A 14182-nucleotide genomic window follows, 5' to 3' on the forward strand; every position below is an offset into this window, starting at 1 on the left:
GCCATTGAAATGTTTCATCTGTGTGACGTCAACGCATCAGGTATCGGGGCAGGCATTGACGCGAGTACCTCCACCTGCTTACGGTGCGCGGGATTGAAATGTTTCAAATAGTTGGGAGCCCTTGCATGCAGCTGGCCGTGACCGATCCCCGGGTCGAAGGGCTGGCCGAGCCCCTGGGCCTGGACACGAGCGCTCCACTGTTCTCGTGGCAGATCACCGGTGACGGGCGCGGGCGCGCGCAGAGCGCGTACCGGGTGATCGTGGCGCGGGAGGGCGATCCGGCCGGCGAGAGGGCCGAGCTGGTCTGGGACAGCGATGCCGTGACCTCGGCTGCCACGTACGACATCCCGTACGGCGGGGCGGAGCTGCGGCCGCGGACCCGCTACGGGTGGCGCGTCAAGGTGGCCGACGAGAGCGGCACGTGGTCGGAGTGGGGTCCCGCCCGCTGGTTCGAGACCGGGCTCGGCGACGCCGCCGGCTGGACGGCGGGCTGGATCGGCACGCCCGTGGTGCCCGGCTCGGAGCGGTTGCCGTCGCTGGAGAACGTGCCGCGCATGTGGGCCGCCGGCCGGCTCGGGCCGTCCCCTTCGCCGGTCGGGGCGTTCCGCACGCGGTTCGAGGTGCCGGGCGGGGCGCGGCCGCTGTCGGCGTGGCTGGTGATAGGCGGCGGCTCCGAGGTGAGGGCGTACGTCAACGGCGTGCCGGTCGCCGGCGAGACGCGGGACGGCGCGTTCGTGGCCGACGCGGGTGACCTGGTGGCCTCGGGCGAGAACGTGCTGGCGATCAGAGCCGGCGGGTCCGGGCTGTGCGTGCGGCTGGAGGTCGTGGTCGAGGGGCGGCCGGTGCTGGCGCAGCTCGTGCCCGTGGCGGCGGCGGGCGGGGTGACCGTCACGTCCGGCGGCAGGTGGCGGGCCGACGATTCACCAGGCGACGGGTTCGAGCAGCCCGGCTTCGACGACTCGGCGTGGTCGCTGGCAGAGGAGGTGGGCCTGCACGGCGACCCGCCGCACGGCCGCGAGCCGATCACCGACCGGCCCAGCCCCTACCTGCGGCGCGAGTTCGACGTGCCGTCGCCGGTGCGCAGGGCCAGGCTCTACGCCACCGCGCTCGGCGTCTACGAGGTGCACGTGAACGGCAGCCGGGTGGGCGCCGACCACCTGGCGCCCGGCTGGACCGACTACCGCCACCGGATCACGTACCAGACCTATGACGTCACAGAGCTGCTGTCGGAGGGGCGCAACGCGATCGGCGCGATCCTGGCCGACGGCTGGTACGCCGGCCACATCAGCTGGTTCGGCCCCTTCCAGTACGGCCGCAGGCCGGCCTTCCGCGCCGAGCTGGAGATCCTGCACGACGACGGCAGCGTGACCCGGCTGTGCACGGACCCCGGGTGGCGGGCGGCTACCGGCGCGATCCGCTACGCCGACCTGCAGAACGGCGAGCGGCAGGACCTCGCCGCGGAGCCGCTCGGCTGGACGGAGGCCGGGTTCGACGACTCCCGCTGGGCGCCCGCTGTGCGCGTGAGCCCGCCCGCCGGCCGGTTGACCGCCGCCGTCGCGCCGCCGATCCGGGTGCACGAGGAGCTGGAGCCGGTCGCGGTGTGGGAGCGGAGCCCCGGCCGGTGGATCGCCGACTTCGGGCAGAACCTGGTCGGCTGGGTCCGGCTCACCGGCCGCGCCGGCCGGGACCGCCCGGTGGTGCTGCGCCACGCCGAGGTCCTCGACCACGAGGGCGGGCCGCACCTGGCCAACCTGCGCTCGGCCCGCGCGATGGACGAGTTCCTGCCGAGCGGAGACGGGACCGAGACGTTCGAGCCGCGCTTCACCTTCCACGGCTTCCGCTACGTCGAGGTGTCGGGGCTGCGCGCGGCCCCGGAGCGGATCACGGCCAGGGTCGCCCATGCCGCGATGGAGCCGGCCGGCGAGTTCACCTGCTCCGACGAGCGGCTCGACCGGCTGCAGCGCAACATAGTGTGGGGGCAGCGGGGTAACTTCCTGGCGGTCCCCACCGACTGCCCGCAGCGTGACGAGCGGCTCGGCTGGACGGGCGACATCTGGGCGTTCGCGCCCACGGCGCTGTTCAACTACGACGTCGCCCGGTTCCTGCGCAGCTGGCTGGACGACGTGGTGGCCGCGCAGGGCGACGACGGCGCCGTCACGCACGTGGTGCCCGACGTGCTGTCCGGTCGCGGGCTGTCGCCCGCCGCCAAGGAGGCGGGCTCGCCCGGCTGGGGCGACGCGCTGGTGATGCTGCCGTGGGCGCTGCACCGGCTGCGTGGCGACACGGGTGTGGTGGCGGCCTGCTTCGAGCCGATGACGCGCTGGCTGGCGTACCTGGACAAACGCTCCGACGGCGGGATCTTCCCGGAGGAGGGGTTCGGCGACTGGCTGTCGATCGGCGCCGAGACGTCCAGACGGCTCGTCGGCACCGCGATCTTCGCGCTGTCCGCCCGGCAGCTCGCCGGGCTCGCCGCCGCGCTCGGCCGCGACGCGGACGAGCAAGCCTGCCTGGAGCTGTACGGCCGCGTACGGGAGGCGTTCCGCGCGGCCTTCGTCGAGGGCCCCGGCGTGCTGGCGGAGGGCACGCAGACCGCCTACGTGCTGGCCGTCACGGCAGGGCTGTTCGAGGAGCACGAGCTGCCCAGGGCGGCCGCCCGGCTGGCCGGCGACATCGAGGCCCGCGGCGGCCACCTGTCGACGGGATTCCTCGGCACGCCGTTCCTGCTGGACGCGCTCACGTCGACAGGGCGGCTGGACGTGGCCTACCGGCTGCTGGCGCAGGACACCTTCCCGTCCTGGCTCTACCCGGTCGTCCACGGCGGGGCGACGACCATGTGGGAGCGCTGGGACTCATGGAGCCACCACCGGGGGTTGCAGGACCCGGGCATGAACTCCTTCAACCACTACGCGTACGGCGCCGTCGGCGACTGGATGTACCGGACGGTCGGCGGGCTCGCCCCGGGGTCGCCCGGCTACGCCGACGTCGTGGTGCGGCCGCGGCCCGGCGGCGGGATCACCTGGGCGACGACCGCGCACCGCACCCGGCACGGCCGGGTGGAGGTCGCCTGGCGGCTGGAGGGCGACCGCTTCGCGCTGGACGTCGTCGTCCCGCCCAACACCCGCGCCGAGGTGCACGTGCCCGCGCCGCCCGAGCGGGTGACCGAGGGCGGCGTGCCGGCCGGCCAGGCGGAGTGCGTGACCTTCGACCGGCTGGACGGCGGGGGAGCGGTCTACCGGGTCGGCTCGGGCTCGTACGCGTTCCGGGCGCAGGACACGGCGAGCTGAGAGGCAGTTCGATCGTGACCAGTACAAAGGTGCGCCGCCGGCCCCCGTGGGGCGTCTACCTCGTCCTCCTCCCCACGTTCGCCCTGCTCGCGGCGTTCGCGTACTATCCGGCGCTGAACGGCATGGTCCACTCGCTCTTCGAGTGGCGGCCGGGCTTCGAGTCGCCCTTCGTCGGCTTCGAGAACTATCTGACGATGCTCGGCGACGACCTGTGGTGGGCCTCGTTCCGCAACATCGGGATCATCTTCGTCTGGGCGGTGACGCTCATGTGGGTGTTCCCCCTGCTGGCGGCCGAGCTGGTGATGTCGCTGTCGAGCGAGCGGCTGCGCTTCGTGTTCCGCACGCTGCTCATCCTCCCGCTGGCCTTCCCCGCGGTGGTCAACGTGCTGCTGTGGCAGTTCATGTACGACCCGCGCGACGGCGTCATCAACAGCGCGCTGCGCGCGATGGGGCTGGACGGGCTGGCGGGCAACTGGATCGGCGACCCCGACACCGCGCTCGTCGCGCTGATGACGATCGGCTTCCCGTGGGTGGCGAGCCTGCCCTTCCTCGTCTTCCTGTCGGCGCTGCAGAACGTGCCGGCGGAGATCTACCAGGCCGCCGAGGTCGACGGAGCGGGCCGGCTGCGCCGCTTCTGGACCATCGACCTGCCGATGATGTTCCGCGACGTCAAGCTGCTGTTCGTGCTGGCGGTGATCTCGGTGCTGCAGTACGGCATGCAGGCGCACATCATGACCGGGGGCGGGCCCGACAACGCCACGCAGGTGCCGGTGCTGCGCATGCTCGACTCGGCCTTCGTGGACACGAGCTGGGGTTACGCGGCGGCGCTCGGCACCGTGCTGTTCGTGCTGACCCTCGCGGTGAGCCTGGTCGCGCTGACGCTGGGCAGGAAGGCGGACGCATGAGCCGCACGCGCAGGACCGACCTGGTGGCGGGGGCCGTGCTGGCGGTGCTGGCGTTCGCGGGGCTGTTCCCCTACCTGTTCATGCTGGCGGCCTCGGTCAAGGACAACGAGCAGTTCTTCGCCGGCTACTGGTCGCCCGCCTGGCCGTTGCACCTGGACAACTACGCGGTGGCCTGGGAGCAGGTGAGCCCTTACCTGTTCACCTCGTTCGTGGTGGCGGGGCTGGCCATCGCCGGCACGCTGGTGCTGGCCCCGGCCGCGGCTTTCGTCTTCGCCCGCTTCCGCTTCCCCGGTCGCGGCGCGTTGTTCGGGCTGATCGCGGCGCTGCTCATGGTGCCCTCGATCACCAGCCTGGTCCCGCTCTTCGTGCTGATGCGGGATCTGGGCATCCTGGACAGCCGGCTGGTGCTGATCGTCCCGCACGTCACCGCGAACACGGTGTTCGGGATCGTCGTCATGCGCACCTACATGGCGCAGATCCCTGAGGAGATCTTCGAGGCGGCCCGGGTCGACGGCGCGGGCGGGACCCGGTTGTTCCTGACCTTCATGCTGCCGCTGTCCCGGCCCGTCATCGGCACCGTGGCGCTGATGACGGTGCTGGGCGTGTGGAACGACTACTTCTGGCCGCTGCTCACGGTGCAGACCGATGCGTACCGGACGATCCCCGCCGGGCTGGCGTTCTTCGCCAACCAGAACGCGCAGCAGTGGGGTCCGCTGTTCGCGGGCTATGTTCTGGCCAGCCTTCCGCTGGTGGTGCTGTTCACGTTCCTGTCCAGGTGGTTCCTGGCCGGCATCCAGGGCGGCATCGTCTCCGGCAGGTGAGGGCCGCCGTTCGTTGAAACGTATCAACCAAGAAAGGAACCGGCTCCCCATGAGAACACCCCCCAAGCGCGGGCTGGCGGCCTCGGCCCTGCTGCTCGCGCTGACCGGCTGCGGCCTGCTGGGCACCGGCGACACGTCGGCGACCGGCGCCGGCGGCAGGGTCACCATCACCCTGGCCGGCCCCAACCAGTGGAACGCCAGCGGCAGCAGCTTCGGCCCGGCCTGGGAGGCGCTCGTCGACTCCTTCGAGAAGCGCGAGCCGGGCATCGAGGTCAAGACCCAGGTGCTGCCCCTCGACGGATTCTCCCAGACGATCACCACCCAGCTCGCCGCCGGCACCGCGCCCGAGCTGGTCTTCAACCAGCCGCCGCACAAGGCGCACGAGGTGCACGCGCTCGACGCCGAGCTGCAGAAGCCCAACCCGTACGTGCCGGGCAACCAGCGCTGGATCGACGTGTTCAGGAAGGAGTACTACGGTCCCGGCGTCTCCAAGGCCCTCAGCAAGGAGAGCGGCAAGCTGGAGTACATCCCGTTCAACCTGGTCGCGATCGGCCTGTTCTACAACAAGGACGCCTTCGCCAAGGCGGGCATCGAGCAGCCGCCGGCCACCTGGGAGGACTTCAGGTCCGCCTGCGCCAAGCTGAAGGACGCCGGATTCGACCCGGTCGCGCTCGACAAGGGCGGTCTGGCCGCGGGCTGGACGTGGGAGGCGGTCAGCACCCAGCTCATCGACAAGTACTACGACGAGTGGAACCAGTTCGACGCCGCCGGCGAGCCCGGCAGGGCGCCGACCGTGACCGAGAAGTCGATGAGCAAGGTGATCAAGGAGGGCACGCTCACCACCAGGACGCCCGAGGTGGCCGAGTCGCTCAAGATCTACAAGGAGTTCTTCGACTGCGGCACGCCCAACTGGACGGGCGTGGCCGACGGCGGCGCGACGGTCGGCTACCGCGACTTCGTCTCCGGCAAGGCGGCCATGTCGTGGGGCACCGACTTCGCCGTCGAAGCGCTGAAGGCGGACGCGAAGTTCCCGCTCGGCACGATGCCGTTCCCGACGATCACCAAGGCCACCACGCCGCTGTCGACGGACGCCCCCGCCCGTTACGGCGCGTCGATCGGCGGCACCAGCTACATGATCCCGTCGACGGTCAAGGACGAGAAGTACGCGGCGGCGATCAAGTTCCTGCAGTACATGAGTTCGCCGGCGATCAAGCCGTGGCTGGACGCGACCGGCGGCCTGCCCGCTGTCGAGGGCGTCGAGCCGTCGGCCGAGACCGCGGGGCTCCTGGAGGGCGAGTGGGGCAGGCCGTTCCGGGTGACCGCGCTGCCCGGCGGCCCCGAGGGCACCTCGTTCCGCGACGTGTTCGACGGTTACCTGCTGGGCGAGCGCTCGCTGGAGGAGGAGCTGACCGACCTGGCGAAGTGGTGGGAGCGGGGCATCGAGGCCGGAATCAAGAAGAACGCCTGGGGCGACGAGGACTGGGCCAAGTAGGAGGTAGCTGACAATGCGGTTATTGATCGCCCTGGCGCTGGCCGTACCGGCCATGTTCGTGAGCCTGCCCGCGCACGCGGCAACCCCAGACGAGATGACCGGCGGGGTGACCGGCGTCGAGGTCGGCGAGAACGCGGTCACCATCACGGGCACCGCGTCCGTGCCGGCCGAGCTGTACGCGCTCGACACGTGGCAGGACACGCACACCGGGGAGACGCCGGTCGCGACCGTCGAGGCGGGAGAGTTCCGTGTCGAGGTGCCGCGCATGGACGGGGACCAGGACCGGCTCTACGACAAGTTCCTCGCGGTGGGCGCGCAGGGGCCGCTGGGCGAGGTGCACTACGCCGACCGGCTGGGCTTCGCGTCCACCAGCCAAGCCCCATACCCAGAAATGTCGGGCAAAAAGGGTCTGCAAGTGCAGATGTCCGACGACGCCGAGGAGATCGGCGTCCAGCACGCCGGCATCAACCTCGCCCTCGACTCGGTCATGATGGCCGGGCCCGGCGACCCAGGCAACACCATCGAGTTCGTCTCCCAGGGCACGACCTACTACTTCGACCGCGGCGCCGTCGCCGGGCTGGACGCCCAGGTCAAGCCGCTGTCGGACAACGGGATGCTGGTCAACCTGATCGTCCTCGTCTACAACAGCACCGCTCCCAACTCCGCCGCCCGCACCCTCATCCACCCCGAGGCCGAGCTCGGCAAGGGCACGGTCTACGCGTTCAACACCAGGACGGCCGAGGGCGAGGCGCACTTCACGGCCGCGATGGAGTTCTTCGCCCAGCGCTACAGCCGGGCCGACGGCCGGTACGGAAGGGCATGGGGCTGGATCGTCGGCAACGAGATCGACGCCCAGCAGTTCTGGTACAACATGGGCCCGCAGGAGCGGGACGTCTTCCTGGAGCAGTACACCCGGGCGATGCGGCTGACCTGGCAGGCCGTGCGCAAGGCCGACGCTGCCGCGCGCGTCTACACCTCGCTGACGCACTTTTGGACCGGCACGGCCAACGACGACCCGAAATACACCTACAAGGGCCGCGACGTGGTCGACGGGCTCAACGCGCTCACCAAACGCCAGGGCGACTTCGACTGGAACATCGCCTACCACCCGTACCCGGAGAACCTGTTCAACGCCGCGTTCTGGAACGACAAGACCGCCACGGACAGCTTCGACACGATGCGGATCACTTTCAAGAACATCGAGCTGCTGCCGCGCTACCTCGCCCAGGACCACCTGACGTACGGCGGCGAGCGGCGGCGGGTGATCCTCTCCGAGCAGGGGCTGAACTCGCAGGACTACTCCGACGAGGAGCTCAGGCTCCAGGCCGCGGCCTACGCGTACGCCTACTACAAGGTGGCCTTCGCCGACGGCATCGACTCCTTCATCCTGCACCGGCACGTCGACCACAAGCAGGAGGGCGGGCTCCGGCTCGGCCTCTGGACGTGGGACGAGGAGCACCAGGCCGCGTCCAACGCCGGCGAGCGCAAGCCGGTGCACGAGGTGTTCGCCGGGATCGACACCGAACGGTCGCTGGAGGTGACCGAGTTCGCCAAGGAGATCATCGGGATCTCCGACTGGAAGGACGTCATCCCCGGCTTCGACCCGGCCGAGCTCGCCGTCAGGAAGCCGCCCGCCACCGTCGGGGTGCGACTCGGCGCCAAGCCGGTGGCCGAGCGGGTGATCTCCGGCTTCGAGACGGACACCGGCGGCTGGCGGCCCTCGGACAACGCCGCCGCCGTGGAGCGGGTGGCCGCCGGCGACGGGCACGCGCTGCGCGTCCGCTTCGACCGCGACCTGCCCGGCTGGTCGCAGTACGCCAAGTCGTACAAGGGCGCCGACGTGGTGTTCGGCGAGCCGCTCGACGCCACGCGCACGTCGCGGCTCTCGGTCTCGATCAGGGTGCCGGAGAACGCCGACGACGGCTTCAAGCCGGGCAACGCCTTCTCCGCCAAGATCCGCGTGTACGGGCGCGACGGCGCGGTGGCGGAGGGCGTGGGCGCGATCGACCCCGCGCTCGGCTGGAACCGGCTCACGCTCGACCTGTCCCGCTGGGCTCCGCGGGCGGCGATCTCCAGGGTCAAGGTGTGGGTGCGCGGCTCGGTGGGCTCCGACTGGGCGGGTTCGTACGAGATCGACCGGCTCAGTTTGGCCGTGGCCGCGCTGCCCGGCCCGGACCGGCGCAACATCGACGTGACCGCCGTCACCGGCGAGCGCGGCCAGGTCGGCTCCACAGTCACCTTCACCGTGACCAACCGGGACGTGCTGCCCATGGCGGGCAAGGTCCGGCTCAGCTCCTGCGACGGCGTGACCGTCGACCCGGACGCGCTGCGCGTGACCGGCCTGCGCACCGGCGAGAGCCGCACGTTCGAGACCAAGCTGACCGCGTACGAGCCGGCGGACCAGGAGTATCCGGTCGTGTGCGCGTCCTACTCGCGCCAGGAGCAACGGGTGACGTTCCGGCTGCCGCCGGAGGCCGGGTCCGTTCCGCCCGCCCCTGACGCCTTCGCCAACCTGGAGCTCGACGACACCTTCGACAGCGCCGGCGACTACCCGGTGCACCGGGCGGAGCCGGAGAACAAGGAGCTGCCGCAAGTGACGTACGCGGACGGCGCGCTGTCGGCCGCCCACCCGTCGGCGGACTGGTTCGGGCTGATGCCGTCGAGCGTGTCGCCGCGTAACCCGGCGTTCAGCACGGCGATCACCATCAGGAAGTTCCAGGGCGACTCCACCGACATGGACACCGTCTACACGGGCCTGGTCAAGGACGGCAGGACGGACGTGGTGGCGTTCTACGTGAACACCCAGAAGTCCGTGGGTTTCGAGGTGCGCGGACCCCAGGTGCCAGGCGGGCTCGCGGTCTTCGGTGTCAAGCAGGGCGTGAGCATCCCCGACGGCGGCCGGTTCGCGCTGTCGCTGGTGGGCGACCGCGCCGCCGTCTACGCCGACACCGGGTCAGGCTGGGAACTCGTCACCGCCGCCACGCTGGAGCACCTGCCCGCGCTGTCGGACCCGGAGGTGAGGGCCGGCTACCGGTACGGATTCGGCGTGCGCGGCGACGCGGGGGCCGGCCCGCTGGAGCTTGACGCGGTGGAAGGACGCAGCATCTCGTGAGGTCCGCGGCCTCGGGACCGGCCTACGTCCGCTCTTCGGCGGACAGCCGGTCGAAGAGGGCGCAGACGCCGACGTCATCGTGGCCGTCACGCTGGCCTCCCGCGTCTTCCGTTGGGAGCCCCGCCGGTGACGTACCGCCGTTCCCGCAGGTCCGGTAGGGGCGGTATACCCTTTCCCCATGACCCGGCAGGACCTCTCCACCCTCGTGCACCTGAGGCGGGCTCGGGATCTGATCGACCGCGAATACACCCGCCCGCTCGACGTGCCGACGCTGGCCCGCCACGCGCTCATGTCGCCGGCGCACTTCTCGCGGCAGTTCCGGGCGGCCTACGGCGAGACGCCGTACAACTACCTCATGACCCGCCGCGTCGAACGCGCGATGGCGCTGCTGCGCGCGGGGGTCAGCGTGACCGACGCGTGCATGGCGGTGGGCTGCACCTCGCTCGGCTCGTTCAGCTCCAAATTCACCCAGCTCGTGGGGGAGACGCCGAGCGCCTACCGGGCGCGGGAGCATCGCGCCGTGACGGAGATGCCCCCGTGCGTGGCGAAGGTGCACACCCGGCCGACCAAGGACGCGCCGAGCAGGATCGAAGAAGCGGACAGCGAGCCGGTTGCCTAGCGTTGTCCGCATGACCATCTCACTTCACAACTGCCACATCACCGTCCACGACGTCGACGAGGCGCTCGCCTTCTACCGCGACGCGCTCGGCCTCGAAGTACGCAACGACGTGCCCTCCGGCGAGGGCCGCTGGGTCACACTCGGCAGCCCCGGCCTGCCGGCGCCCGAATACGTGCTCTCCACCCCGCACTCCGGCCGGTCGAAGGCCGACGGCGACGACCTTCACGACCTGCTCGTCAAGGGAGCGCTGCCGATGATCGTCTTCGGTGCCGACGATCTCGACGCGACCTTCGAAAAGGTCCGCGCATCCGGCGCCGAGGTGCTGCAGGAGCCCATCGACCACCCCTGGGGCACGCGCGACTGCGCGTTCCGCGACCCGTCGGGCACCATGGTGCGCATCGCGCAGGCCCCGAAGGCCTGAGCGCTGTTTCCTGGATCAGGAGGAGTGTGCCGTCACCGCCCCCGGACCGCGTAGGTCAGGTGGGTCACCCGCTGCGTCGGCTCCGCGCGGACCGGCTCCAGGGCCACGCGGCCCGCGTCCACGCCCTCGAACAGGCGGATTCCGGAGCCGAACAGCACGGGTGAGAGCGCGATCGAGAACTCGTCGACCAGGCCGGCGTTCACGTACTCCAGGATCGTCGCGCCGCCGCCCGCGATGCGGACGTCCCGGTCGCCGGCGGCCTCGCGGGCCTGGTCGAGCGCGCTCTCGATGCCGTCGTTGACGAAGTGGAACGTGGTGCCACCCGGCCGCTCCCAGGGGTCACGCTTCTCGTGCGTCACGACGAAGACCGGCGTGTGGAACGGCGCCTCCTCCGGCCACATCTGCTCGCCGGCGTCGAACATGCGCTTGCCCATCACGCTCGCGCCGGTGCGCTCGAACGTCTCCCGCACGATGTCGTTGTCGCGCCCTTCCTCGCCGCCCCCGCCGAGCTTCAGGTTCTCCCGGAAGAACCGCTGCGGGAAGATCCACCGCTGCAGTTCCATCCACTGCCGCCCCATCAAGTCCCCGAGGGACTCGGGCGCGATGAAACGGCTGAACCTTATGTGGAGACTTTTCCGCGCCAATGCCCGCTGGAACGGCGGAAAGCCTCAAGCCGTATCACTCCTCCTCCTTGAGTCGTTCGAAGACGAGCTGGGTGCGGCGGACGGCGCGCACGCCGTACACCTCGGCGATCAGGTCGGGGGTGAGGACCTGGCCGGGCGGGCCGCCGGCGAGGACGCGGCCGGCGCTCATGACGTACAGGCGGTCGCAGAACGCGGCGGCCTGGTTGAGGTCGTGCAGCACGGCCAGCGTGGCGACGCCCAGCTCGCGCACCAGGTGCAGGATCTCCAGCTGGTGGCGGATGTCCAGGTGGGAGGTGGGCTCGTCGAGCAGGAGCAGGCGGGTCTCCTGGACCAGGGCGCGGGCGATGAGCGCGCGCTGCTTCTCGCCGCCGGACAGGGTGGCGTAGACGCGTTCCTCCGCGCCCGCGAGCCCGACGCGGTCGAGGGCCCGCGCGCACCGCTCCTCGTCGGCGGCGGTGACCCGTTCGTACGGCGTGCGCCCCATCAGCACGACCTCGCCGACGGTGAAGTCCAGCTCGGAGGGCGTCTCCTGGGCCACCACGGCGGTGCGCCGGGCGGACTCGCGCCAGGACAGGCCGTGCACGTCGTCGCCGTCCACGCTGATGAGCCCGGCCGAGGGACGCAGCGCCCGGTAGATCGTGCGCAGCAGGGTGGACTTGCCGCATCCGTTCGGACCGACGAGGGCGACGAACTCGCCGGCGTCGACCAGGAGATCGGCCTCGTGCACGATCGGGCGGCCGTCGAGGCGTACGGAGACGCCGCGCAGGTCGAGCATCATGCGACGGTCACCGCCCGGTCGACCGAGCGCCGGCGCAGCAGCCACAGGAAGAACGGCACCCCGAACAGCGCGGTGACGATGCTGAGCGCCAGTTCCTGCGGCGCGTTGACGGTCCGCGCGGCGACGTCCACGAGCTGCAGGAACGCCGCGCCGAGCAGCGCCGTGACCGGGAGCACCCTGCGGTGGTCGGCGCCGACGAGCAGGCGGGCCGCGTGCGGCACGATCAGCCCGACGAACGCGATCGCGCCGCTGGTGGCCACCAGGACGCCGACCAGCAGGGAGGTGAGGACGAAGAGTGTGATCCGCAGGCGGTGCACGTTCACGCCGAGCGAGACGGCGGTCTCCTCGCCGGCGGTGAGCGCGTTCAGCTGGCGGTGCTGCAGCAGCAGGTAGACCAGGCCCGCGACCAGGACGACGGTCGGCAGCGGCAACATGTGCCAGCGGGCCCCGCCCAGGCTGCCCATGAGCCAGAACAGCACCTGCTGCGCCGCCCGTCCGCTCTGCGCCTGCTGCAGCACGAAGCTGTAGAGGGCCTGGAAGAGGTACGCCAGCGCGACCCCGGCCAGCACCAGCCGTGACGGGGTGAGCCGGCCCGAGCGCTGGGCCAGCGCGTACACCAGGCCCAGGGCCAGGAGCGCGCCCGCGAAGGCGGCGCCCGACAACGACAGCCCGCCCAGCGTGGAGGCGCCCAGAATGAGCACGAGCACCGCGCCGAAGGACGCGCCGGACGAGATGCCGAGCAGGAACGGGTCGGCCAGCGGGTTGCGCACCAGCGCCTGCAGCACCGCTCCGACCACCGCCAGCCCCGCCCCGACCAGGAGCGCCAGCAGCGCGCGCGGCAGGCGGAACTCCCACACGATCTGCGCCTGCACCGGCGTCCACGTGCGCGGGACAAGGCCGGGCACCAGCCGGTCGGCGACGATGCCCCACGCCTGCGGCAGCGCGACGTGCACGGCGCCGATGCTCACCGCCAGCCACGTCGCGGCGACCACGGCCACGGCCAGCGCGACGACGAGCGCCGCGAACCGGCCGCCGCGCCGGCGATGCGTTCCGGCGTTCGCGGCCCTGGCCGGCGCCTGCCGTGTCTCGCTGGTCAAGAGGGGAACGCGTCGGGGTGGAGGAAGCGGGCGATGTCGGTGATGGCCAGAAGGTTGCGGTAGCCGGGATGCTGGGCCGCGACCGGCACGGGAAGCACCCGCTCGGCCTTGGCCGCGGGGCTGTTCCTCGCGATGGCGAGGGCGTCAGCGGTCTTGGCCCGCACGGTCGGCATCGTTTCGCCCCGCAGGGTGGCGTACTCGCTGACCAGGATGGCGTCGGGCTGCGCGGCGCTGATCTGCTCCACGCTGACCTCGGTGTAGTCGCCCTTGACGCCGGCCAGCACGTTCACCCCGCCGGCGGCGGTGATCATCTGGTTGGTGATGCCGGCGCCGCCGTAGGCGTTGACCGGGCCCTTGCCGCCGTCGGTGGCCAGCACCTTGACCGGTGGCCGGCCGGAGACGCGCTCGCGCGCGTCGTCGAGCCGGCCGCGCAGCTCGGCGGCCAGCTTGCCGGCGCGGTCGGACACGCCGAAGATCTTGCCGAGGTTGTGCAGGTCGGTGAAGGTGTCCTCGAGGGTGAACTCGAGCGTCTCCTCGGGGCTGCACCAGCCGCCCAGGATGTACACCGGGGAGCCCGCGGCATCCAGCTCCTCCACGGTGGCGTAGCCGCCGCCGGCGTCGAAGGAGGCCATCGCGTTGTCCAGGACGAAGTCGGCTCCCTGGGCGAGCATGACCTCCTTCTGGGGGAGCATGATCGTCGGTGAGATCTCCGGGATCTTGTCGTACGGTTCCTTCTGGCCGGGCAGGAACGCGCTCTCGGAGAAGTTCGTGCGACCGGCGATCCTGTCACCCAGGCCGAGGGCGAGCAGCGTCTCCAGAGACGGGTGATAGCCGGTCACGACCTTGGCGGGCGGCCGGTCGAAGGTGAGGGTGCGCCCGCAGTTCTCGACCGTGACGGGGAAACCGGGCGGTGGCGCCGCGGCGGAGCCGGTCTCCTGGGTGGCGGGCGCCTGCCCGCAGGCGGTCAGTGTCAGGGCCGCCGCCAGGACGAGCAACCTTCTCATGATCC

11 protein-coding genes are annotated in these 14182 nt (G+C 71.3%); 7 read left to right on the forward strand and 4 right to left on the reverse strand.

Annotation, left to right across the window (positions count from 1 at the left end; genetic code table 11):
* The first annotated feature begins 125 nt into the window (after positions 1-125).
* The 7 genes from ABGB01_RS17515 (at position 126) to ABGB01_RS17545 (ending at position 10654) form a co-directional block, all read left to right on the forward strand.
* Positions 126-3284 (forward strand): family 78 glycoside hydrolase catalytic domain, encoded by a 3159-nt coding sequence (locus tag ABGB01_RS17515; RefSeq protein WP_347774462.1) that lies wholly within the window; start codon positions 126-128, stop codon positions 3282-3284.
* A gap of 14 nt (positions 3285-3298) precedes the next feature.
* On the forward strand, positions 3299-4189 hold the full coding sequence (locus tag ABGB01_RS17520; RefSeq protein WP_347774463.1) for a sugar ABC transporter permease: 891 nt from the start codon (positions 3299-3301) through the stop codon (positions 4187-4189).
* Entirely contained in the window at positions 4186-5010 is an 825-nt protein-coding gene (locus tag ABGB01_RS17525; protein WP_347774464.1) for a carbohydrate ABC transporter permease, read from the forward strand. Before ABGB01_RS17520 ends, ABGB01_RS17525 begins: the two co-directional genes overlap by 4 nt.
* Positions 5011-5059: 49 nt before the next feature.
* A complete protein-coding gene (locus ABGB01_RS17530) occupies positions 5060-6502 on the forward strand; it encodes an extracellular solute-binding protein (protein WP_347774465.1) in 1443 nt (480 codons plus the stop codon).
* A gap of 13 nt (positions 6503-6515) precedes the next feature.
* Positions 6516-9614 (forward strand): DUF5722 domain-containing protein, encoded by a 3099-nt coding sequence (locus ABGB01_RS17535; protein WP_347774467.1) that lies wholly within the window; start codon positions 6516-6518, stop codon positions 9612-9614.
* 178 nt (positions 9615-9792) lie between these two features.
* Positions 9793-10233, forward strand: a complete 441-nt coding sequence (locus ABGB01_RS17540; protein ID WP_347774469.1) for a helix-turn-helix transcriptional regulator — start codon at positions 9793-9795, stop codon at positions 10231-10233.
* Positions 10234-10243: 10 nt separating this feature from the next.
* Positions 10244-10654 (forward strand): VOC family protein, encoded by a 411-nt coding sequence (locus ABGB01_RS17545; protein WP_347774471.1) that lies wholly within the window; start codon positions 10244-10246, stop codon positions 10652-10654.
* Positions 10655-10686: 32 nt separating this feature from the next.
* Here the strand turns inward: ABGB01_RS17545 and ABGB01_RS17550 are convergent, their stop codons facing one another.
* The 4 genes from ABGB01_RS17550 to ABGB01_RS17565 all read right to left on the reverse strand — a co-directional run bounded on the left by ABGB01_RS17550 (position 10687) and on the right by ABGB01_RS17565 (position 14177).
* Positions 10687-11217, reverse strand: a complete 531-nt coding sequence (locus ABGB01_RS17550; protein ID WP_347774473.1) for a dihydrofolate reductase family protein — start codon at positions 11215-11217, stop codon at positions 10687-10689.
* A gap of 115 nt (positions 11218-11332) precedes the next feature.
* Positions 11333-12073: an ABC transporter ATP-binding protein gene (locus ABGB01_RS17555; protein WP_347774474.1), complete on the reverse strand. Its 741-nt coding sequence runs from the start codon at positions 12071-12073 to the stop codon at positions 11333-11335.
* A complete protein-coding gene (locus ABGB01_RS17560; RefSeq protein ID WP_347774475.1) occupies positions 12073-13173 on the reverse strand; it encodes an iron ABC transporter permease in 1101 nt (366 codons plus the stop codon). The genes ABGB01_RS17555 and ABGB01_RS17560 overlap by 1 nt, the downstream gene beginning before the upstream one ends.
* Positions 13170-14177, reverse strand: a complete 1008-nt coding sequence (locus ABGB01_RS17565) for an ABC transporter substrate-binding protein (RefSeq protein ID WP_347774476.1) — start codon at positions 14175-14177, stop codon at positions 13170-13172. Before ABGB01_RS17565 ends, ABGB01_RS17560 begins: the two co-directional genes overlap by 4 nt.
* Between the last annotated feature and the right edge of the window lie 5 nt (positions 14178-14182).

It is taken from the genome of Nonomuraea sp. B5E05, from assembly GCF_039880665.1.
GTDB lineage: Bacteria > Actinomycetota > Actinomycetes > Streptosporangiales > Streptosporangiaceae > Nonomuraea.